The sequence below is a fragment of the Ensifer sp. genome (assembly GCF_035999135.1).
Classification (GTDB): Bacteria; Pseudomonadota; Alphaproteobacteria; order Rhizobiales; family Rhizobiaceae; genus Ensifer.
Genome location: NZ_DASYGZ010000072.1, coordinates 1 through 22,510 on the forward strand (window position 1 = coordinate 1; position 22,510 = coordinate 22,510).

The 22,510-nt window shown below is 62.9% G+C and carries 18 protein-coding genes; 10 read left to right on the forward strand and 8 right to left on the reverse strand.

Features of this window, described 5'->3' with window-relative positions:
• Positions 1-150 precede the first annotated feature (150 nt).
• Positions 151-2,175 (reverse strand): excinuclease ABC subunit UvrC, encoded by a 2,025-nt coding sequence (uvrC, locus tag VGO12_RS08255; protein WP_327512244.1) that lies wholly within the window; start codon positions 2,173-2,175, stop codon positions 151-153.
• Complete coding sequence (locus VGO12_RS08260) at positions 2,172-2,936, reverse strand: SDR family oxidoreductase (protein WP_327512245.1); 765 nt, start codon at positions 2,934-2,936, stop codon at positions 2,172-2,174. The genes uvrC and VGO12_RS08260 overlap by 4 nt, the downstream gene beginning before the upstream one ends.
• A 368-nt stretch (positions 2,937-3,304) precedes the next feature.
• Between VGO12_RS08260 and VGO12_RS08265 the strand changes: the two genes are divergently transcribed.
• Positions 3,305-3,943: an outer membrane protein gene (locus VGO12_RS08265; protein WP_327512246.1), complete on the forward strand. Its 639-nt coding sequence runs from the start codon at positions 3,305-3,307 to the stop codon at positions 3,941-3,943.
• A 60-nt stretch (positions 3,944-4,003) separates the two neighbouring features.
• Here the strand turns inward: VGO12_RS08265 and VGO12_RS08270 are convergent, their stop codons facing one another.
• The 4 genes from VGO12_RS08270 to VGO12_RS08285 are packed head-to-tail and all read right to left on the reverse strand — an operon-like array spanning position 4,004 to position 6,706.
• Positions 4,004-4,594, reverse strand: coding sequence for a glutathione S-transferase (locus VGO12_RS08270; RefSeq protein ID WP_327512247.1), 591 nt, complete (start codon positions 4,592-4,594; stop codon positions 4,004-4,006).
• A 28-nt stretch (positions 4,595-4,622) separates the two neighbouring features.
• Positions 4,623-5,342 (reverse strand): ribonuclease T2 family protein, encoded by a 720-nt coding sequence (locus tag VGO12_RS08275; protein ID WP_327512248.1) that lies wholly within the window; start codon positions 5,340-5,342, stop codon positions 4,623-4,625.
• Positions 5,343-5,344: 2 nt separating this feature from the next.
• On the reverse strand, positions 5,345-5,785 hold the full coding sequence (locus VGO12_RS08280) for a hypothetical protein (protein WP_327512249.1): 441 nt from the start codon (positions 5,783-5,785) through the stop codon (positions 5,345-5,347).
• Between the two features lie 51 nt (positions 5,786-5,836).
• Positions 5,837-6,706, reverse strand: a complete 870-nt coding sequence (locus VGO12_RS08285) for a 23S rRNA (adenine(2030)-N(6))-methyltransferase RlmJ (RefSeq protein WP_327512250.1) — start codon at positions 6,704-6,706, stop codon at positions 5,837-5,839.
• A gap of 69 nt (positions 6,707-6,775) precedes the next feature.
• Here VGO12_RS08285 and VGO12_RS08290 point away from each other — a divergent pair, with 69 nt between their 5' ends.
• The 5 genes from VGO12_RS08290 (at position 6,776) to VGO12_RS08310 (ending at position 14,572) form a co-directional block, all read left to right on the forward strand.
• Positions 6,776-8,911 (forward strand): molybdopterin oxidoreductase family protein, encoded by a 2,136-nt coding sequence (locus VGO12_RS08290; protein WP_327512251.1) that lies wholly within the window; start codon positions 6,776-6,778, stop codon positions 8,909-8,911.
• A 32-nt stretch (positions 8,912-8,943) separates the two neighbouring features.
• Positions 8,944-9,837, forward strand: coding sequence for a cation diffusion facilitator family transporter (locus VGO12_RS08295; protein ID WP_327512252.1), 894 nt, complete (start codon positions 8,944-8,946; stop codon positions 9,835-9,837).
• 43 nt (positions 9,838-9,880) lie between these two features.
• On the forward strand, positions 9,881-10,477 hold the full coding sequence (locus tag VGO12_RS08300; RefSeq protein ID WP_327512253.1) for an NUDIX domain-containing protein: 597 nt from the start codon (positions 9,881-9,883) through the stop codon (positions 10,475-10,477).
• A gap of 103 nt (positions 10,478-10,580) precedes the next feature.
• Positions 10,581-13,190 carry a bifunctional lysylphosphatidylglycerol flippase/synthetase MprF gene (mprF, locus tag VGO12_RS08305; RefSeq protein WP_327512254.1) on the forward strand — a complete coding sequence of 870 codons (2,610 nt, stop codon included), beginning with the start codon at positions 10,581-10,583 and terminating at the stop codon, positions 13,188-13,190.
• The gene (locus VGO12_RS08310) at positions 13,187-14,572 is read left to right on the forward strand and encodes a virulence factor family protein (protein ID WP_327512255.1); all 1,386 of its coding nucleotides are present in this window, start codon (positions 13,187-13,189) and stop codon (positions 14,570-14,572) included. Before mprF ends, VGO12_RS08310 begins: the two co-directional genes overlap by 4 nt.
• Before the next feature lie 311 nt (positions 14,573-14,883).
• Here VGO12_RS08310 and purN read toward each other — a convergent pair whose 3' ends face one another.
• The gene (gene purN / locus VGO12_RS08315; protein ID WP_327512256.1) at positions 14,884-15,552 is read right to left on the reverse strand and encodes a phosphoribosylglycinamide formyltransferase; all 669 of its coding nucleotides are present in this window, start codon (positions 15,550-15,552) and stop codon (positions 14,884-14,886) included.
• A complete protein-coding gene (purM, locus tag VGO12_RS08320) occupies positions 15,549-16,619 on the reverse strand; it encodes a phosphoribosylformylglycinamidine cyclo-ligase (RefSeq protein ID WP_327512257.1) in 1,071 nt (356 codons plus the stop codon). The genes purN and purM overlap by 4 nt, the downstream gene beginning before the upstream one ends.
• A gap of 235 nt (positions 16,620-16,854) precedes the next feature.
• On the opposite strand from purM, the gene VGO12_RS08325 reads away from it, so the two are divergent.
• The 4 genes from VGO12_RS08325 to ppx all read left to right on the forward strand — a co-directional run bounded on the left by VGO12_RS08325 (position 16,855) and on the right by ppx (position 22,502).
• The gene (locus VGO12_RS08325; protein WP_327512258.1) at positions 16,855-18,000 is read left to right on the forward strand and encodes an AI-2E family transporter; all 1,146 of its coding nucleotides are present in this window, start codon (positions 16,855-16,857) and stop codon (positions 17,998-18,000) included.
• 26 nt (positions 18,001-18,026) lie between these two features.
• The gene (gene hdaA, locus VGO12_RS08330; protein ID WP_327512259.1) at positions 18,027-18,716 is read left to right on the forward strand and encodes a DnaA regulatory inactivator HdaA; all 690 of its coding nucleotides are present in this window, start codon (positions 18,027-18,029) and stop codon (positions 18,714-18,716) included.
• Positions 18,717-18,780: 64 nt separating this feature from the next.
• The gene (locus VGO12_RS08335; protein WP_327512268.1) at positions 18,781-20,967 is read left to right on the forward strand and encodes an RNA degradosome polyphosphate kinase; all 2,187 of its coding nucleotides are present in this window, start codon (positions 18,781-18,783) and stop codon (positions 20,965-20,967) included.
• Between the two features lie 11 nt (positions 20,968-20,978).
• Positions 20,979-22,502 carry an exopolyphosphatase gene (ppx, locus tag VGO12_RS08340; RefSeq protein ID WP_327512260.1) on the forward strand — a complete coding sequence of 508 codons (1,524 nt, stop codon included), beginning with the start codon at positions 20,979-20,981 and terminating at the stop codon, positions 22,500-22,502.
• Positions 22,503-22,510 lie beyond the last annotated feature (8 nt).

A 22,510-nucleotide genomic window follows, 5' to 3' on the forward strand; every position in this document is an offset into this window, starting at 1 on the left:
TGTAGGCGACGGGCGTGGGCATGGATTCGTGTTCTCTGGTTCGTCGGGTACAGAATGACTTTGCTGGCCTGAGGTCAACAGGTCATCGTCGGCAACTGTCATATTTGCCCTATTGCATGTGAACGCCGGGTGAATTGTGACGGTCGGTTGTCATTTCGCCGCATCATCGTGGAAATGTTCATAAACCAGCCGCGCCACGGTTTCGGAAATGCCCGAGACGGCCATCAGGTCGTTGATGCCGGCGCGCGACACGGCCTTGGCGGTGCCGAAATGCGTCAGCAGCGCCCGCTTGCGGGTCGGCCCGATGCCGGCGATCTCGTCGAGCGGGTTCTTGATCATCTCCTTCTTGCGGCGGGCGCGATGCGAACCGATCGCGAAACGGTGCGCCTCGTCGCGCAGCCGCTGGATGAAATAGAGCACCGGATCGCGCGGCGGCAGGGTGAAGCTGTCGCGGCCGAGCGCGAAGAAGCGCTCGCGCCCGGCGTCGCGGTCGACGCCCTTTGCGACGCCGATCGCCGTCACGCAGTCCTCGACGTCGAGTTCGTTCAGGATGGCACGCACCGCGGTCATCTGCCCCTGGCCGCCGTCGATGAGGATGACATCCGGCCAGGCGGGGAAGGCGCTGTCCTCGCTGATCTCGGCGCTCCGGTCCGGCTTGCCTTCTTCCTTGAGCAGCCGGGAGAAGCGCCGCGTCATGACTTCCCGCATCATGCCGAAGTCGTCACCGGGGGTGATGTCGGTCGATTTGATGTTGAACTTGCGGTACTGGCCTTTGACGAAGCCTTCCGGTCCCGCAACGACCATGCCGCCAACGGCATTGGTGCCCATGATGTGGGAGTTGTCGTAGATTTCGATGCGGCGTGGGGCCCGCTCCAGCTTGAAGGTTTCGGCGAAACCCTCGAGCAGCCGCGATTGCGAGGCGGTTTCGGCGAGCTTGCGGCCATGGGCTTCGCGCGCATTGGCCAGCGCATGGTCGACGAGATCCTTCTTCTCGCCGCGCTGCGGCACCTGGATCGCCACCTTGTAACCGGACTTTTCGCTCAGCGCCTGGCCGAGCAGTTCCTGCTCCTCGACAGCTTCGCAAAGCAGGATCTGCCGCGGACAGGGCTTGTCGTCATAAAACTGCGCAAGGAACTGCGACAGCACTTCCGCCGTCGGCAGCGACGGATCGGCCTTCGGGAAATAGGCGCGGTTGCCCCAGTTCTGGCCGGTGCGGAAGAAGAAGACCTGGATGCAGGAGACGCCGCCCTCGTGGTGGATCGCAAAGACGTCCGCTTCCTCGACGCCGGAGGGATTGATGCCCTGGTGGCTCTGGACATGGCTGAGGGCTGCGAGGCGGTCGCGATAAAGTGCTGCCCGTTCGAAGTCGAGGTTCTCGGCTGCCTCGCCCATGGCGGTGGCGATCGTCGCCTTCACCGCCTGGCTCTTGCCCGAGAGGAAGTCCTTGGCCTCCTGCACCAGTTCGGCATAGCCCTGATCGCTGATCTCGCCAGTACAGGGCGCCGAACAGCGTTTGATCTGGTAGAGCAGACAGGGACGCGTGCGGGTTTCAAAGACGCTGTCGGTGCAGGTCCGAAGCAAGAAGGCGCGCTGTAGCGAGTTGATCGTGCGGCCGACAGCGCCGGCCGACGCGAACGGACCGAAGAAATCGCCCTTGCGGCTGCGGGCGCCGCGGTGCTTGTAAAGCGCCGGCGCCCGGCTGTCGCCGGTGACCAGGATATAGGGAAACGACTTGTCGTCGCGCAAAAGCACGTTGAAGCGCGGACGCAAGCGCTTGATCAGGTTGGCCTCGAGCAGCAGCGCCTCGATCTCGGTGCGCGTCGTCACGAACTCCATGTTCGCTGTCTCGCGCACCATGCGCGCGATGCGGTTGGAGTGGCCGCGCCCTTGCGCGTAGTTGCTGACGCGCTTCTTCAGGCTGCGGGCCTTGCCGACGTAAAGCACATCGCCTGTCTCGTTGAACATGCGGTAGACGCCGGGGCCGTTCGGAAGCAGCTTGACGAAGGCCTGGATCAGTTCCGCGCCCTTCAAGCCTTCCATTTCGCTGCGATTTTCGTTCCATTCGACAGCCGGCGCCGCGCTTTCGCTCTGCGTCACCTCGATCAGGTCGTCGTCATCTTCCGCTTCGCTGCCGTCATAGAGGATGCCGCCGTCATCAGGCACGCGTCCGTTCATTCCACTATCTCCCTGATGTCGGGCGTTTCCCAGGCGAGGTGCTGGCCGCCGTCGAGCGCGATCATCTGTCCGGTAATCGACGGCGTGTCGAAAAGGAAGCGGATCGTCCGCCCAAACTCGTCGAGCGTCGGCCCGCGCCTCAGGATCAAGGCGTCAACCTGCGCCTGAAAATCCTGGGGGTCCTGTCGCTCGTTCGGCAGCGTTGGCCCGGGGCCGATGCCGTTGACGCGGATCCGCGGTGCCAAAGCTTGCGCCATCGTCCGGGTCGCCGTCCACAGTGCCGACTTCGACAACATATAGGAATAAAAGCGCGGATTGGGAGACCAGACGCGCTGGTCGATGACGTTGACGATCAGTCCTTCGTTGCCTGTGGGCAATTGTGCCGCAAAATCGCGCGCCAGCAGGGAGGGGGCCTTCACGTGCAAGGCAAAGTGCTGATCCCAGAGGGTCTCGTCGAAGGCGTCGAGGCTGTCCTTCTTGAACAACGACGCATTGTTGACGAGGAGGTCGATCGGGCCAAGGGCCTCCGTCGCGCGTTCGATCACCTCTTGAGTCGCAGCCGTGTCCGTGAGGTCGGCGCGAATCGCAACCGCCCGGACTCCACTCCTGGTGAGCGCCTCGGCCAGTACCTGCGCTTCGTCAATTGAGGTGTCGGCATGAATGGCGACCGCGAAACCATGGTTCGCGAGGTCCTCAACTATAGCTTTGCCGATCCGCTTGCTGCCCCCGGTTACGAGGGCCGCCTTCAGTGCTTTCTTCAACGTCTCATCCCGCTTTTTCGAATCTTTCAGCCAGCGGTCGAAGATATAGGCAAGAAACGCGGGTCTGAAACACTCCCTGACCATTCCTTGCCGAAAAATTAATGGAACTGGCGTAAATTGTATTATTTTGCGTTCTTATAGTATAGCTTTCGTTAATCTTGATTTATGGTTAACAAATATCCTGTGGCGACAAAGCAACATCAAATTTCGGGCGCGTTTGTGCCACCAAAATTTCACATTTTGGCTCTTGTGAATCCGCATTTGCTGGCCAATTTCAGCTCAACCGGGCGGGTTAAATTAGAAATAGCCCGATGTTTCACTGTGGGACCCCAAGCCCTCGGCGCATCGGGACGAAAAGGAGAATGTTTATGCGTACGCTCACCACCACCCTCATGGCTTCGGCTGTGTCCCTCATCGCCTTCCAGGCCGCCCAGGCTGCAGACGCGATCGACGAAGTTCCGGCTGCTCCGCAGGCCGAATACTCCGAGCCGGCAGCCAAGAACTGGTCGGGCGCCTATGTCGGTGGTACCGCCGATTGGAAGCATGGCCAGCATGATGCCACCGGCAACAACACCGCAGCCGGCTTCGGCGGCGGCCTCTATGGCGGTTACAACGTCCAGGACGGCCAGATGGTATACGGCGGTGAAGCCGATATCGGCTATTCCGGCCAGGATTCGACCAAGGGCAACCTGCGCATGAAGCAGGGCGTCAACGGCTCGATCCGCGGTCGCGTCGGTGTCGATCTGAACCCGGTCCTCGTCTACGGTACCGCAGGTCTCGCCGTCGGCCAGACCAAGGGCACTGTTGGCGGCGCTTCCGACAAGAACACCATGGTCGGCTGGACCGCAGGTGTCGGTGCTGAAACCTTCGTCACCGACAACATCACCGCACGCGTCGAGTACCGTTACACGGACTACGGTTCGAAGGACTTCCGCATGGGCAGCACCAAGGTTTCGTCGGGTTACGACGAGCACGCTGTCAAGGTCGGTATGGGCGTGAAGTTCTGATCGGCGACTGCCAGATCAACGAAAAGGCCGGGGAGACCCGGCCTTTTTTGTGCGCATTTTTTAAGCGTTGAACTTGGGGTAGTCCGGGAAGTGCTTCTCGAACTTGGCCGGCCAGTTCTTGAGCCTGGCGCGCCCCTTCTGCCATTCGCCGGCAAACCGCAGTTCGATGTAGCGCAGCATCGCGGCAAGCGCGAAATGACCGGCATGGAGCTTGGCACCGGTCTTGGGCAGGGTGTCGTTCAGGTGGTCAAGGCTCCGCTCGACCTTTTCCCATTGCCGGTCGATCCAGGGCTGATGCACCTTTTCCGGCGGATGCGAGCGCTTCTCGTAGACGATCGCAAGCAGGCTGTCGCAGACGCCGTCGCACAGCGCCTCGATAAGCTCGACATCGGTGCGCTTGCCGGCGTTCTTCGGGTAGAGCTTGCCCTTGGTCTCGCGGTCGATGAAATGCATGATGGTGCGGCTGTCGTAGAGCGCCCGGCCGTCACCGAGGATCAGCGTCGGGATCTTGCCGAGCGGATTGTTGTCGATCAGTTCGGCCGGATTGGCGCCGGTGTCTGTGAGCACGCTTTCGGCGGCATAACCGGCATAGTGTGCCGCCATGCGGACCTTGTTCGAATAGGGTGAGGCGGGCGAATACAAAATCTTCATGTGACGTCTTTCTTTCGTGGGAATTCGATCAGGGCGCCGGAGGCAAAGAAACGCTGTCCTTTCGGCAGGACTGCCGATCCACAGCCGCGCATGCCCGGAAGTTCAGCGCCTTGTCGAAGCAGATTCGGATTTCCTCGAGCCGGTTGCCTTCGCAGGTGACCGCGACTCCGTCCTTCGTCATGCCGGGGTTGCTGGCAACGAGCGCATTTTCGATGCCGGCGACCGATGCATCGGTTTGCGTTCGGGCAGGGGAGAGTTCTGGCGGCAGGGCGAGCCGGTTGAAGGCCGCGCGCGTGACGGCGAAATAGTCCTCCTGACTGAGTCCGGAGCAGGTGCCGTGCTTGCGCCACTGGTGGCCGATCAGCCCCATCGACGGGATGAGGTCGAGATACTGCCGGCCGAGCGACGACGGCACGCGGTCGGACTGGCGGGTCGGACAGAAATCGGGATAGCCCTTTTCGTTCTGCGGCCAGAGGCCATGCACGATCAGGCCGCGATTGCTGCCGGTCTCGCACTGGTCGGACTTGCCCTTGGGATCGTTGTCGCCGCACCAGGTCGGCGACCAGGAAAGCGATAGCACGTAGAAATCGAAACCGCTGCCGAGCGGAACGGAAACGGCTGCCGTCGCGCCTTCGGTCGTCGTGGCGGCAGGCGCCTTCTTCTCGGTATTCTGGTCGCTACAGGCCGCAAGGCTTATGGCAACGAAAAGCGCCGGCAGAAGCCGGCGCGTTGTGCGCAGTGATGCCATGATTACTGGAGCGATGCGCAGTGGGCGCCGTAGACATACCAGGGATCAAGGCCGCCGACGCAGAACTCGATGCTCCGCCCGACGCCGGCAAACCCCCAGGGGCGCTCGATGACGTAGAACAGCGAGCGCTGGTAACCATCCGTCATGACCGCCGTTGCGCGGCAATATTCGCGTTCGACGAGGTGTGTCTCGTCGCGCAGCTCCTGCCGGCTCTGCCCTGAATTGCGGATCTCGGCGATCGACAGGTTGGCGTGCAGGTAGTTCGCGTCGCGGTATTCGAAGCGCGAGGTAATGAAACCGAGAACCGAGGCTTCGCTGCAGACCCCGGCATCATAAGACTGCGCCTGGCCGCTGCCGATGTAGTCGGCGGCCTGGACCGTGGGCGCTGTGGCGCCGGCGAGGGAAAGCGAGATGAGAAGCGTGGCGGCGAGCGTGCGAGTCATGGGCGTCTCCCTATATCCTTGAGGGAGATTGCGGTGCGTCGCGGCTGTCCGTCAAGCCCCTCCGGTTGCCCGCTCTTCTCCGCGCAGCCAGAAGCAGCGTGAGGAGGCGAAACGGTCCTGTGCCAGCCGGTTTTTCAGGAAGGGCAGCAGCAGGTCGAGTTCGCTCTTCAGCGTGAAGGGCGGATTGACGATGATGAGGCCGGAGCCCGACAGACCGGTGGTTTCCCGGTCGCTGCGCACCGACAGTTCGGCGCAGAGCATCTTCGGAATGTCGAGCGCCTTCAGTGCCTCATGGAACGCCTTGATCGGCGCGCCTTGCTTCAACGGATACCAGAGGCAGTAGACGCCGCCAGGAAAGCGCCGGTAGCCGCGCGTAAGACCGTCGACCAGGCGCTCGTACTCGCCCTCCTTCTCGAAGGGCGGATCGACGAGGATCAGCCCGCGCTTTTCCTTCGGAGGCAGATGGGCGCCGAGCGCCAGCCAGCCGTCGAGTTCGGTCACGCGGGCCTGGAAATCGCTGTCGAGCAGCCGGTGAAGGGTTTCATAGTCGTCCGGATGCAGTTCCATCGCCGACAGACGGTCCTGCGGGCGAAAGAGCATGCGGGCGAGCTTCGGCGAGCCGGGATAGAGCGTCAGCTCGGACCCGCTGTTGAGACTGCGGACGGACGACAGATAGGGTGCAAGGATGGCCGCGATCTCGGGCGGCAGTTCGCCGTCAAGCAAGCGGCCGATGCCGTCACGCCATTCGCCGGTCTTCTGCGCCTCTTCGCTGGAGAGGTCATAAAGCCCGATGCCGGCATGGGTGTCGAGCACGCGAAACGCCTTCTCCTTCTGCTGGAGATAGGTGACGAGCCGCGCCAGCACCGCGTGCTTCAGGACGTCGGCAAAATTGCCCGCATGGTAGATGTGCCGATAGTTCATGAGCGCCGCCGATGGCTAGGATGAATTGTTGCGATGGGTGGCCGATTGGCTCTTTGAGCCCGTATGTCGATGCCATATAGAAAAGCCATGAACGTTGCGACCCCCATCAGAACAGAAAAATCGATCGGTCATTCGGTCTGTCCGCACGACTGTCCCTCCGCATGCGCGCTGGAGGTCGATCTGACCGCCGAGGGGCGCATCGGTCGCGTGCGCGGCGCTTCGGCCAACAGCTACACCGCCGGGGTGATCTGCGCCAAGGTCGCGCGCTATTCCGAGCGCATCTACCATCCGGGTCGTCTCATGGTCCCACAGCGCCGCAAGGGCGCCAAGGGCGAGGGCGGCTGGCAGGAAATCAGCTGGGAGGCGGCTCTCGACGAGATCGCCGATCAGTTTGTGCGTGCCGAGCAGAAACACGGCGCCGAGGCGGTCTGGCCGTATTTCTACGCCGGCACCATGGGCCAGGTGCAACGCGATTCCATCGAGCGTCTGCGCCACGCCAAACGCTATTCCGGCTTCTTCGGCTCGATCTGCACCAACATGGCCTGGACCGGGTTCGCCATGGCGACGGGTGCGCTGCGCGGTCCCGATCCACGCGAGATGGCCAAGGCCGATTGTGTGGTGATCTGGGGCACGAATGCCGTTGCGACCCAGGTCAACGTGATGACGCATGCGGTCAAGGCCCGCAAGGATCGCGGCGCCAAGATCGTCGTCATCGACATCTACGACAACCCGACCGTCAAACAGGCGGATATGGGCCTGGTGCTGAAACCCGGCACCGACGCCGCCCTTGCCTGCGCCGTGATGCACATCGCCTTTCGCGACGGCTATGCGGACCGGGCCTATATGGCCGAGTTTGCCGACGATCCGGCCGGCCTCGAAGCGCATCTCCAGTCGCGCGGGCCCGAATGGGCATCGGCCATCACTGGTCTTCCCGTTGAGGAGATCGAGGCCTTCGCCAGGCTCGTCGGCACGACGCAGAGAACCTATTTCCGCCTCGGCTACGGCTTTACCCGCCAGCGCAACGGCTCGGTTGCGATCCACGCGGCCGCCTCTGTGGCGACCGTACTCGGCTCGTGGAAACACGAGGGCGGCGGCGCCTTCCACTCCAACAACGACATCTTCAAGCTCGACAAGCGCGAACTGATCGGCTCGGCATTCCACGATCCGGATGTACGAATGCTCGACCAGTCGCAGGTCGGTCGGGTGCTGACCGGCGACGCCGAAGCATTGCGCCATGGCGGACCGGTGACGGCGATGCTGATCCAGAACACCAATCCGGTGAATGTGGCGCCGGAGCAGCGGCTGGTGAAGCGCGGCTTCCTGCGCGACGATCTCTTTGTCGCCGTGCACGAGCAGTTCATGACCGATACCGCAGCGGTTGCCGATATCGTGCTGCCGGCCACCATGTTCCTCGAACACGACGACCTTTATCGCGGCGGCGGTCACCAGCACATCCTGATCGGCCCGAAGGTGGTCGAGCCACCGTCGACGGTGCGCACCAACCTCTTCGTCATCGAGGAACTGGCGAGGCGCCTTGGCGTTGCCGATCATGCCGGCTTCGGCCTGACCGAGCGCGAGCATATCGACCGGCTGCTTGCCAATTACGGCATCGGCTACGATGCGATGAGAGAAGAGAAGTGGCTCGACTGCCAGCCGGCCTTCGAGGACGCGCACTATCTCAAAGGCTTCGGCCATCCGGACGGAAAATTCCGGTTCAGGCCGGACTGGACGGGAACGCCGGCGGCCAACCGACCACCAAAGTCGATGGGCATTCAGGGGCCGCACGCCGCCCTTCCGGAGTTCCCCGATCATGTCGACCTGATCGAGGTCGCCGACGCGACGCATCCGTTCCGGCTTGCGACCTCGCCGGCGCGCTCGTTCCTCAACTCGACCTTTGCCGAGACCCCGTCCTCGATCCAGAAGGAAGTGCGCCCGGAGGTGATGGTTCATGCAGAGGACGCCGAAGCGCTCGGCATTGCCGACGGAGATATTGTAAAGCTTGGCAACGAACGCGGCGAGGTGCGCCTGCACGTGAAAGTCGGCGGCGGCGCGCGGCGCGGCGTGGTGATCGCCGAGGGGCTCTGGCCGAATGGCGCGCATCTCGACGGCGAGGGCATCAACGTTCTCACCGGTGCCGATGCCGTGGCTCCCTATGGCGGCGCTGCCTTCCACGACAACAGGGTCTGGGTAAGGTTGGCGCGCTAAGTCAGGTTGTTCAACGGCAGACGGGGCCTTCCATGAGCGGTGACCATCAGCATGCGGATGTGAAGAGCACGCCGGTCTCGCGCCTCTGGGCCTCGCTGGGGCTGACCGGCGGCTTCATGCTGGCCGAGGTGATCGGCGGCGTACTGACCGGCAGCCTCGCGCTGATCTCCGACGCGATGCACATGCTGACGGACACGGCAGCCCTTGCGATCGCGCTCGCCGCCATCCACGTCGGCCGCCGCCCGTCCGACCTTTTGCGCACCTATGGCTACGCCCGCTTCGAGATCCTGGCGGCTGCCTTCAATGCGCTGCTTCTGCTCGGCGTTGCCTTCTACATTGTCTACGAAGCCTGGAAGCGACTGTCTGAACCGCAGGAAATCCAGTCGGGCGGCATGCTGGTGATCGCCGTCATCGGCCTTCTCGTCAATCTCGCCTCGATGCGCCTGCTGACCAGCCACAAGGACGAAAGCCTCAACGTCAAGGGTGCCTATCTCGAAGTGTGGTCGGACATGCTCGGATCGCTCGCCGTCATCGTCGGCGCGGTGGTCATCTGGGCGACCGGCTGGCAGTGGGTGGATTCGCTGCTCGCCGTCGGCATCGGCTTCATGGTCTTCCCGCGCACCTTCGTGCTGCTCAAGGAATGCGTCAACATCCTGCTCGAAGGCGTGCCGCCAGGGATGCAGCTTGCCGATGTGCAGGCGGCGATATCAGGCGCTCCCGGTGTCGCATCGGTCCATGACTTGCACCTGTGGGCCATCACCCAGAGCCAGCCATCCCTGACGGCTCACGTCGTGCTTGCCGATGGCGTGCATGGCGAAACGGTCAGGCGGGCGATCGAAGAGCGCCTGCGCGAGCGGTTTGACCTGCATCACACGACGTTGCAGATGGAGCGGGAAGACCGCGCGGCAACCGAACATGTCCATTGAAGGCCAAAGCGGCCCGATAACACTTGTCAACGAAGGACCTCGCATGACCGCGCATCACGACCCACGTGTCCGGATTACAGACCGTCGCACCTTGTGGAAGGGCTTCGTCCACCTCGAAGAGGTGACCTTCGAACAGGAAATGTCCGACGGCAGAACCGCAACGCTGAAGCGGGAAATCCATGATCACGGCAGTGCCGCAACCATCCTCCTGGTCGATGCCAAGCGTCAAAGCGTCGTTCTGGTGCGGCAGTTGAGGCTTCCCGTGCTGTTGCAAGGTGACCAGGCCTACATGATCGAAGCGGCCGCCGGGCTGCTGGACGGTGATACGCCGGAGGAGGCGATCTGCCGCGAGGCACTGGAGGAGACCGGTTACCACGTTCAGGACGTGCAGCACCTCTTTGATGCCTATATGAGCCCGGGCGCCATGACCGAGCGAACGAGTTTCTTCGTCGGCCACATCGACGCGCTGGAAAAACGCGGCGATGGCGGCGGCCTTGCCCATGAGGGCGAGGACATCGAAGTCCTGGAAATTCCGTTCGATGACGCCTTTGCGATGATCGCGAGCGGCGAGATCGGCGATGCCAAGACGATCATGCTCTTGCAGTGGGCCAAGCTCAACCGGACGGAACTGCTTGCCTAAGCATTTGATTTTAAAACCTATAATTTATTACGGATATTTCACTTTTTGATCCGCATCGGGTAAGCTAAAGCGCTGATGTCCTCATCATCGACATGGGCGCTCCATGACATCCTCCCTACCGGAAATTGCAACCGACGACGAACAGCAGGCGGAGGCGGGATGGATCTCCTTTCTCAAGCGCAACCGCCGCTATCTCTCGGCGGTCGGCACACTCCTCGTGATCGCTCTCTTCGGTTTTGCGATCTTCCATCTGACGTCGGAGGTCCAGTACGACGAAGTCGTGCAGGCCCTGGCGGATACCAGCTGGACGGCGGTCGCAGCGGCAGTGTTTTTCACCGCCCTGAGCTTCCTTGCGCTCACCTTCTATGATGTCAGTGCGCTCGACTATATCAAGCGGAAGCTGCCCTATGCGGATGTGGCGCTGACGGCCGCCTCCGCCTATGCGGTCGGCAACACGGCCGGTTTCGGCGCGCTCAGCGGCGGCGCCATCCGCTACCGGTCCTACTCGCGCCTTGGCATCGAGCCGGAAAACATCGCCCGCATCATCGCCTTCGTGACCCTTGCCTTCGGCCTCGGCCTGCTGACGGTGACCTGCCTCAGCCTGCTTGCCGTCGGCGAGTATGTCGCGCCGATGACCGGGCTTGATCCTCATTTGCTTCGACTGATTGCGGCGGTGATCCTTGCGGGCCTGTTCACCGTCTTTTATCTCGCACGCGACGGCCGAGAGGTCACTCTCGGGCGTCTCACCTTGCGGCTGCCGGATTCGCGCACCGTCTCGCGCCAGTTCCTGGTGACGGCGCTCGACCTTGCCGCTTCCGCCACCGTGCTCTACGTGCTTCTGCCTGAAGGAACGATCGGCTGGCCGGCTTTCCTCGCGGTCTATTCCCTGGCGGTCGGGGTTGGCGTCCTCAGCCACGTTCCTGCGGGTCTCGGCGTCTTCGAGACGATCATCATCGCGACGCTCGGTCACAATGCCGATGTCGACACCATCCTCGGCGCACTCGTCCTTTATCGCGTGATCTATCACGTGCTGCCGCTCGTCATCGCCATCGCTGTCGTCATCGGTATCGAGCTCAAGCAGCTCTCCGGCCATCCGGTCGCCTCGAGCGTGCGGCGGATTGGCGGGCGCATGACGCCGCTGCTGCTTGCAACGCTCGGGATCGTGCTTGCAATCATGCTGATCCTGTCGAGCGTCACGCCGACACCGGACGAAAACCTGGCGTTCCTGGAAGCCCTGTTGCCGCTGCCGATCGTCGAGGGCGCCCACTTTCTCGCCAGCCTGCTCGGCCTGGCGCTGGTCGTCGTCTCGCGCGGACTTGCACAGCGGCTCGACGGCGCCTGGTGGGCGTCGATCGTCATCGCGGTCGCAGCGCTTCTGCTCTCGCTGATCAAGGCGATCGCGATCGTCGAGGCGGGCATGCTGGCCTTCTTCCTCGTCGGCCTCATCGTCAGCCGCCGGCTTTTCGTTCGTCCGGCATCTCTTTTCGGCCAGGCACTGACGGTGCCCTGGCTGACGGCGCTCGGTGTCATCTGCCTTGGCGCGCTGGTCGTGCTGCTCTTCGTCTACCGCGATGTCGAATACAGCCATGAACTCTGGTGGCAGTTCGAATTCTCCGCAGAGGCGCCACGTGGCCTGCGCGCACTCCTGGGCGTCACGATCGGCGCAAGTATGCTTGCGATCTGGAGCCTGATGCGCCCGGCAACCGGTGCTGCCGAACCGGCTTCCGACGACGCGATGGAGCGGGCGCTTTCGATTGTCGAGGCGCAGGACATGTCCGACGCCAACCTGGTGCGCATGGGCGACAAGAGCCTTCTCTTCTCCACCGATGGGCGTGCCTTCATCATGTACGGCCAGCGGGCCCGCTCCTGGATTGCGCTCTTCGATCCCGTCGGACCGATCGAGGCCTGGCCGGAACTGATCTGGCAGTTCATCGAGAAGGCGCGCGCCGCCGGCTGCAGGGCCGTCTTCTATCAGGTCTCTCCCGATGGTCTTGCCTATTATGCCGATGCTGGCCTGCGCGCCTTTCGGCTTGGTGAGTTGGCGCGAGTCGATCTCGGCCGCTTCGAAATGAAGGGCGGCAAATGGGCGAACCTGCGCCAGCAGGTCAGCCGCGCCCAACGCGACGGCCTGGAGTTTCGTGTCGTGCAGCCGGAGGATGTTCCTGGCGTCATGGCCGAAGTGACGGCCGTTTCCGATGCCTGGCTTGCCCATCACAATGCCAAGGAGAAAGGCTTTTCCCTCGGCGCCTTCGACCCTGACTATCTGGCCGAGCAACCGCTGGCGATCCTCACCTGCAACGGCCGCATCGTCGCCTTCGCCAACATTCTGGTGACCGCGACGAAGGAGGAGGGGACTGTCGATCTCATGCGCTTCTCGCCCGATGCGCCAAAGGGAGCGATGGATTTTCTCTTCGCCCAGGTAATGGAATACCTGAAGGCGGAAGGGTTCCAGGCCTTCAATCTTGGCATGGCGCCGCTGTCGGGCATGTCGACGCGGCAGATCGCCCCGGTCTGGGATCGCGCCGGCCGCACCTTCTTCGAACACGGCGAGCGCTTCTACAACTTCAAGGGCCTGCGCGCCTTCAAGTCGAAGTTTCATCCGCAATGGCAACCGCGTTATCTTGTCGCCAGTGGCGGCATCAATCCGATCCTCGCTCTGATGGATGCGACATTCCTCATCGGCGGCGGTCTGAAGGGAGTGGTGAAGAAATGATCGGTATCGCGAACCGCTGGAAATGCCTCGCCTCCGTCGGCCTGCTGCTGACGGCGTCGGTTCTTCCCGCTTCTGCCGAGGACGCCGCGAAGACCTATGACACGGGCATGATCCCATCGCCACGCATCATGTTGCCAACGGAAAAGGCGGCCGCACTCGTCGTTCTCTTGTCGGACGCCGCCGGCTGGACCGACAAGGAACAGGCGATCGCCGACACGCTCACCGCTGACAAGACCGTTGTGGTCGGCATCGATCTCAAGGCCTATCTCGCATCGCTCGCCAAGGACGACGGCGATTGCATCTACATGGTCTCGGATATCGAATCGCTGAGCCAGCAGGTGCAGCGCGCCGTCGGCACCGACGCCTACCAGTTGCCGGTGGTCGCCGGTGTCGGCGCCGGCGGCGCGATGGCGCTCGCCATCGCCGCCCAGACACCACCCGCGACCATCGGCCAGACGTTGGCGATCGACCCGGAGGAGGGGATTGCGCTCACAAAGCAGCTCTGCACGCCGGCTGAAAAGGTCAGGAAGGCTGACCGCATGGTCTACGGCCTGACCGATGGCGCTCTGCCCGACCGGGTCTCCGTCGTCTTTACGGCGGATGCGCCGGCGGATGGCCGGGCGCATGTCGCGGCGCTTGTTGCGAAACACGCGGATATCAATCAGGAAGACAGCGACGACGACGCCTACACGACGCTTGGCGACCACCTCTCGGACATTATCGACAGCGAGAGCAATGCCGACAACCCCTTCGGGCTGCCGCTGACAGTGCTGGAGGCCAAGCCGACGCGCGACACGATGGCGGTGATCTATTCGGGTGACGGCGGCTGGCGCGACATCGACAAGGAGGTCGGCGACGTGTTGCAGCAACAGGGCGTTCCGGTTGTCGGCTTCGATTCCCTGCATTACTTCTGGTCGGAGCGCGACCCGCAGGCGACGGCCGACGATCTAGCGAAGGTGATGAGCTACTACCGCAAGCACTGGAACGTGCGCAACGTGCTCCTGATCGGCTATTCCTTCGGCGCCGACATTCTGCCGCGAACCTTCAACCTGTTGCCGCCGGGCGAAAAGGCCCATGTGCGCCAGGTAACGCTGATGGCACTGTCGCACATGGTCGACTACAAGGTTTCGGTGCTTGGCTGGCTGGGGGCTGAAGGCGACGGCAAGGGCGGCGACCCGCTCGACGACATCAAGCGCATCGATCCGGCGCTGGTGCAATGCATCTACGGCACGGACGAGGAAGATGACGCCTGCCCGAAGCTGAAAGGCACCGGCGTCGACGTCATCGCGATTGAAGGCGGCCATCATTTCGACGAGGACTATCCGGCCCTGACGCGGCGCGTGCTCGACGCGCTCGATCGGAGACTGGCGTCGGTGAAGTGAGAGCTGCGGGTTTCAGAGTGCGAGGCTACCCCCCTCTGCCCTGCCGGGCATCTCCCCCACAAGGGGGGAGATCGGATGGGGCATTGTTTTCGCCAGTGATTAGTCCTTGAACGGAAGCAGCCGACGAAGGCCGGCTTGCCCCAAGGCAATCCGGATCGCCACGATTTCGTGATGCGCTGAAGGGTTGGTGGTACTGAGCGAGTGCCGCTTGCCGATCTCCCCCCTTGTGGGGGAGATGCCCGGCAGGGCAGAGGGGGGTATGCTGCCGTTACGGGCGACGCGGTGCTTGAACGAAAAGCCGCGCTGAAAAATCAGAACGCCGGCGAAACCAGCGTACCCGTCGCTTCGCCAGTAGCCACGCTCACCGCGCGGCCATCTTGCATACGCACGTTGCCTTCCGCCATCAGCCTGAGCGCCAGCGGATAGGTGCGGTGCTCTACCGTCAGGAGGCGTGCGGCAAGACTGTCGGCCGTATCGCCTTGGACCACTGGAACGACCGCCTGGGCGACGATCGGGCCTTCGTCCATGCCCTCGGTGACGAAGTGCACAGTGCAGCCGGCAACCTTCATGCCGGCATCGATCGCGCGTTGATGCGTGTGCAAGCCTGGAAAGAGCGGCAGCAGCGAGGGATGGATATTCAGGATCCGTCCTTCATGGCGCTGGATGAAGGTTGCCGAGAGCAGGCGCATGTAGCCTGCAAGGCAGATGATGTCGGGCGAAAGGCGGTCGAGCTGGTCGAGGATCGCCGCCTCGTGGGCCTCCTTGCTGTCGAACGCCTTGCGCTGGAAGCTGTAGGTGGCAATGCCGAGCGCCGCCGCCTTGGAAAGGCCGCCTGCATCCGCCTTGTCAGAGATGACAGCAACGATCTCGGCCGGAAAACCGGGCTCGGCTGCCGCCTTTGCAAGCGCCAGCATGTTGGAGCCGCCGCCCGAAATGAAGACGACGACCCGCTTCCTGGCGCTCGAGACCTCAGCCGTCATAGGGCGAGGGTACCCTTGTAGATCGTGCCGGCAGCACCTTCTTCGCGCGCGACCATCCGGCCGAGCGAAAATACCGTTTCGCCTTCCGCCGTCAGAGCGGCGGAGACCTCGGCAGCCTTTTCGGCCGGCACAACGACGATCATGCCGACGCCGCAGTTGAAGGTGCGCAGCATCTCGTTGGCGGCAACGCCGCCGGTCTGGGCGAGCCAGGAGAACACCTTCGGCGCCTGGATGGCGTCGAGATCGATCTCGGCTGCGAGATGTTTCGGCAGCACGCGCGGAATGTTCTCGGGGAAACCGCCACCGGTGATGTGGGCGAGCGCCTTGATCGCGCCGGTCTCGCGGATCGCCTTCAGGAGTGGCTTCACGTAGATGCGCGTCGGCGTCATCAGGAGATCGGCTAGTGTGCCTTCACCGAACGGCGCCGGGGCGTCCCAGGCAAGGCCCGAAAGCGCGACGATCTTGCGCACCAGCGAATAGCCGTTGGAGTGCACGCCGGAGGAGCCGAGGCCGAGGATGACGTCGCCTTCGTTGATGTCGCCGGCCGGCAGCAGCTGGCCGCGCTCGGCGGCACCGACGGCAAAGCCCGCAAGATCATAGTCGCCGCCGGAATACATGCCCGGCATCTCGGCGGTCTCGCCGCCGATCAGTGCACAGCCACTTTCGCGGCAGCCGGCGGCGATACCGGCAACGATCGCCGCACCCTGATCCGGGTCGAGCTTGCCGGTTGCGAAATAGTCGAGGAAGAACAGCGGCTCGGCGCCCTGGACCACGAGATCATTGACGCACATGGCGACGAGGTCGATGCCGACGGTGTCGTGCTTGTTGGCGTCGATGGCGATTTTCAGCTTGGTGCCGACGCCGTCATTGGCGGCAACCAGGACCGGGTCGGTGAAGCCTGCAGCCTTCAGGTCGAAGAGGCCGCCGAAGCCGCCGATCTCGCCGTCGGCGCCCGGACGCCGGGTCGAGCGCACATGCGGCTTGATCTTCTCGACCATCAGGTTACCGGCGTCGATATCCACGCCCGCGTCGCTATAGGTGAGGCCGTTCTTTCCCGACTGGCTCATGCTCGTTCTCCAAGGCTCGTCGTGCGACAGGTATTTTGCGGATGCGATTGGCACGGGAGCCAAGGGAGTGCAAGCCGACAGGCCGCATTGACGGCGTTTTTTCAACATTTTGCCCATATCCCACGGTCTGGGTCGCCGGATGCCGCTCCAAACCGTGCCGGCTTGACCGTCAGACTTGACCGGCGCCCGCACAGCCCCCTATCTCCGTGGTAGAACAATGATACGCAACAGGCGCATGCGGAGCGCCACGAGGAGCGTCATGAATATGAAGGTCAGCGGTTCCGGACTGCAGCGCCAGATCGTTTTCTGGTTGTTGGTGCTTGCCGCCTTCATTGCGTTCCTGATGGTGTTCAGCTCGATCCTCTTGCCATTCCTCGCCGGCATGGCGCTGGCGTATTTCCTTGATCCCGTCGCCGATCGGCTGGAGCGCCTGGGCCTCAGTCGGCTGATGGCGACCGTTGTCATCCTCGTCGGTTTCGTGGTGGTCTTCGTGCTGGCGCTGATGGTGATCATCCCGGTCATCGTCAGCCAGGCTTCCGACTTCATTGCCAACATTCCCGGTTATGCCTCGAAGCTGCAGGTGCTCGTCAACGAGGCGCAGACGCGATTGATCCCGGACTGGCTGGCGAGCCAGATGCCGTCGCTCAAGCAGAGCTCCGGCAAGCTGCTCGAACAGGGTGCGGCCTTCGTCGGCACGCTGTTCCAGCAGATCTGGAACTCCGGCGTGGCGTTGCTCGACGTCATCTCGTTGCTGGTCGTCACCCCCGTCGTTGCCTTCTACCTGCTGCTCGACTGGGACCGGATGGTCGACAAGGTCGATAGCTGGGTGCCGCGCGACTACGTCTCGGACGTGCGCCAGATCGCCCGCGACATGAACACGACGATTGCCGGTTTCGTGCGGGGGCAGGGCTCGCTCTGCGTCATCCTCGGTCTCTACTATGGTATCGGCCTGTCCCTGGTGGGCCTCAATTTCGGCCTGCTGATCGGCCTCTTCGCCGGCATGATCAGCTTCATTCCCTATGTCGGATCCATGGTCGGTCTCGTTCTTGCGGTCGGCGTGGCGCTGGTCCAGTTCTGGCCGGACTACCTCTGGATCGGCCTCGTGCTTGCGATCTTCTTCAGCGGCCAGTTCATGGAGGGCAACATCCTCCAGCCGAAGCTGGTGGGCAAAAGCGTCGGTCTGCACCCTGTGTGGCTGATGTTCGCCCTGCTTGCCTTCGGCGCGCTCTTCGGCTTCGTCGGCCTGCTGGTGGCGGTGCCGGCGGCCGCCGCCATTGGCGTGCTTGTCCGCTTCGGCATCCAGCGGTACCTTGATAGCGATCTCTATCATGGGCATGGCAAGGCCGTGGAAAAGAAGGCGAAGGGCGATCAGGCCGCCTGATTTCCGACGATTGTCCCGAGTACAGCATGACAAAACGCCCTTTCGAACAACTGCCACTGGCTTTTGAACACGACCCCGCGACGGGCCGTGATGATCTGCTCGTCTCCGACCGGCTGAGCGCTGCCATTTCGATCGTCGACCACTGGCCGGACTGGCCGTCGCCCGTCGTCATCATCGCCGGCCCGGTCGGCTCTGGAAAATCGCATCTTGCGAGCATCTGGAAGGAGCGGGCGGGGGCTGAAGCGATCCATCCGCTTTCCGGTTCCGATGCCGCCGTGATCGCCAGGGAAAAACCGGTTCTGTTTGAAGACGCCGATCGCAGCGGCTTTGACGACACGACGCTCTTCCATGTCATCAACAGCGTACGCCAGAACGGTACCGGGCTTCTGATGACCACGCGCATCTGGCCCATGTCCTGGCCGGTGACGCTTCCGGACCTGCGCTCGCGCCTGAAGGCTGCGACAGTCGTCGAGATCGGCGAGCCGGACGACGAATTGCTGACGCAGGTGCTGATCAAGCTCTTCGCCGATCGGCAGCTCTTCGTCGACGAGCGGCTTGTCGGCTACATCGTCCAGCGCATGGAGCGATCGCTGGAGGCGGCGCAGACGATCGTCGAGCGCATCGACCTTCTGGCGCTCGCCCGCGGCGCCAAGCTCACCCGCACACTGGCCTCGGAAGTGCTCGAAGAGCTTGGAAATCAACGCCGGTCTGATTGACTGTCACAGAACCGTCGTCAAACTGTTATAGCCGGTGCAGCCGGAGCAATGGGGTCTGATGAGCATGGATAACGCGATATCTGCGGTGAACGAAAATCAGGCGTCGACGGACGACGTCGATCTCCTGACCAGCCCGCAGCGCTTCATCAACCGCGAATTCTCCTGGCTCCAGTTCAATCGCCGGGTGCTCGAGGAAACGCTGAACACCGCCCATCCGCTCCTGGAGCGCGTTCGCTTCCTGTCGATCTCGGCGGCCAACCTCGACGAATTCTTCATGGTGCGCGTCGCCGGCCTTGAAGGGCAGGTACGCCAGGGGCTTTCCATGCGCTCGCCCGACGGCAAGACGCCGGTCGAACAGCTCGAAGACATCCTCAAGGAAATCGACAACTTGCAGATGGAGCAGCAGGCCTCGCTTGCCGTCCTGCAGCAATATCTCGCCAAAGAGGACATCCTGATCGTCCGCCCCGCGTCGCTCTCGGCGCAGGACAGGAGCTGGCTTGCCAACGAGTTCGATCAGTCGATCTTCCCGGTGCTGACGCCGCTGTCGATCGATCCGGCGCATCCGTTCCCGTTCATTCCGAACCTCGGGTTCTCGATGGGCCTGCAGCTCGTCAGCAAGACCGGCCGCGAGCCGATGACGGCGCTGCTGCGTCTGCCGGTGGCGCTCGACCGCTTCATCCGGCTGCCCGACGTCAAGAACGTCATCCGCTACATCACGCTCGAAGACATGGTCAGCCAGTTCATCGACCGGCTCTTTCCTGGCTACGAGGTCAAGGGTTCCGGTACGTTCCGCATCATTCGTGACAGCGATATCGAAGTCGAGGAAGAAGCCGAAGATCTCGTGCGCTTCTTCGAGACCGCGCTGAAGCGCCGTCGCCGCGGTTCGGTGATCCGCATCGAGACCGATTCGGAGATGCCGGCGTCGCTGCGCCAGTTCGTCGTGCAGGAACTCGGCGTCCCGGAAAACCGGATCGCCGTCCTGCCGGGACTGCTCGCGCTCAACACTTTGTCCGAAATCACCAAGGCCCCGCGCGACGATCTGCGCTTCGAGCCGTACAATCCGCGTTTTCCCGAGCGCGTGCGCGAACATGCCGGCGACTGCCTGGCGGCGATCCGCGAGAAGGACATGGTGGTGCACCACCCGTACGAATCCTTCGACGTGGTCGTGCAGTTCCTGCTGCAGGCGGCGCGCGATCCGGATGTCGTCGCCATCAAGCAGACGCTCTACCGCACTTCGAACGACAGTCCGATCGTGCGCGCACTGATCGACGCTGCCGAAGCCGGCAAGTCGGTGACGGCGCTGGTCGAGCTCAAGGCTCGCTTCGACGAGGAAGCCAATATCCGCTGGGCGCGCGACCTTGAACGCGCCGGCGTGCAGGTCGTTTTCGGCTTCATCGAATTGAAGACCCACGCCAAGATGTCGATGGTGGTCAGGCGCGAGGAGGGCAGGCTTCGCACCTATTGCCATCTCGGCACCGGCAACTACCATCCGGTCACGGCGAAGATCTATACCGACCTGTCGTTCTTTACCTGCAACCCGGTGATCGCCCACGACATGGCGAACATCTTCAACTTCATCACCGGCTACGGCGAACCGGAAGCCGGCATGAAGCTGGCGGTCTCGCCGCACACGCTGCGCCCGCGCATCCTGAAGCACATCGAAGAAGAGATCGTGCACGCCAAGGCCGGCCGCCCGGCGTCGATCTGGATGAAGATGAACTCGCTCGTTGACCCGGAAATCATCGACGCGCTCTACAAGGCCAGTCGCGCCGGCGTCGAGATCGATCTCGTGGTGCGTGGCATCTGCTGCCTGCGCCCGCAGGTGCCGGGGCTCTCGGACAATATCCGTGTCAAGTCCATCGTCGGTCGATTCCTCGAACATTCCCGCATATTCTGCTTCGGCAACGGACATGGGCTTCCATCGGAAAATGCCCTTGTCTATATCGGCTCGGCGGATATGATGCCGCGCAATCTGGACCGGCGGGTCGAGACGCTCGTGCCTCTCATCAACCGGACTGTGCACGAACAGGTTCTGTCGCAGATCATGCTGGGCAATCTCATCGATAACCAGCAGAGCTACGAAATTCTTCCTGACGGCACGTCGCGCCGGATGGAAGTCGGCAAGGATGCCGAGCCTTTCAATGCGCAGCACTATTTCATGACCAATCCCAGCCTCTCCGGCCGGGGCGAGGCCCTGAAGTCCAGTGCACCGAAGCTCATTGCCGGCTGGAAGAGCGGCTGGCGCAAATAAACTGGAATTGCATGGTCGAGTCTGAAGCGCAGGGGCGTCTGCCCGGCATCCGCCCCGTTTCCGTTATCGATATCGGTTCGAACTCCATCCGCCTTGTCGTTTATGAGGGCTTGAGCCGATCGCCGGCGATGCTCTTCAACGAAAAGGTGATGTGCGGTCTCGGCAAGGGCATCGATGCCACCGGTCGCATGGATGAAGAGAGCGTCGAGCGGGCGCTGAAGGCGTTGCATCGCTTTCACGCGCTCTCCCAGCAGGCGCGCGCGACCCAGGTATATGTGCTTGCAACCGCGGCTGCGCGCGAGGCGAGCAACGGTCCCGCCTTCATCGAAAAGGCCGAGGCGATCCTCGGTCACAAGGTCCGCATCCTCACCGGCGAGGAGGAAGCCTATTATTCGGCCATGGGCATCGTCAGCGGCTATCACGACCCGGATGGCGTCGTCGGCGACCTTGGCGGCGGCTCGCTTGAGCTCGTCGAGGTCAGCGGCACGAAGATCGGCAAGGGCATCACCCTGCCGCTCGGCGGTATCCGGCTGTTCGAACACAGCAACGGTTCTCTGGCGAAGGCGCGCACCTGGGTGCGCAAGTTCATGAAGAGCTCGCCGGTGCTGCGGGCCGGGGAGGGGCGCACGTTCTATGCCGTCGGCGGCACCTGGCGCTCGATCGCCAAGCTGCACATGGAAATCCGCGACTATCCGCTGCACATGATGCAGGGCTACGAGATCTCTTATGACGAGGCGATGGCCTTGTTGCCCGAGGTGATCGAGCCGAAGAACATCAAGCCTTCTGCCTATTCGACGATCTCGAAGAGCCGCCGCAGCCTGTTGCCGTTCGGCGCGATCGCCATGCAGGAGGCGCTGGAGATCATGAAGCCGGCGCGCATTTCCTTCTCGGCGCTCGGCGTGCGCGAAGGCTATCTGTTCTCGCTGCTCAACGAGCAGGAACGCAGCCAAGATCCGCTTCTGTCGGCGGCGAACGAAATCGCGATCCTGCGCGCCCGTTCGCCCGAACATGCCCGCGAACTTGCCGACTGGACCGGACGCATGGTGCCGTTCTTCGGCGTTGAGGAGACCGAGGAGGAAAGCCGTTACCGTCAGGCGGCCTGCCTGCTCGCCGATATCAGCTGGCGCGCCCATCCGGACTATCGCGGCCTGCAGGCGCTGAACATCATCGCCCATTCGACCTTTTCCGGGATCACCCATGCGGGCCGCGCCTATATCGCGCTTGCCAATTACTACCGCTTCGAAGGGCTCAACGACGACGGCGCCACGGGTGCCTTGACGGGCATTACCACGCCGCGCCTGCTGGAGCTGGCCAAACTGCTCGGCGGCCTGCTGCGGGTCGCCTATCTGTTTTCCGCGTCGATGCCGGGCGTTGCCCGAAACCTGACGTTCCGCAAGTCGTCCCTGCCGGACGTGGACCTGGAGATCGTCGTTCCCGCAGCCTATTCGGAATTCGCCGGCGAACGGCTCGACGGCCGGCTGCAGCAGCTCGGCAAGCTCACCGGCAGGAAGCTCGCTTTCCACTTCGAAAGCTGACGAAAATT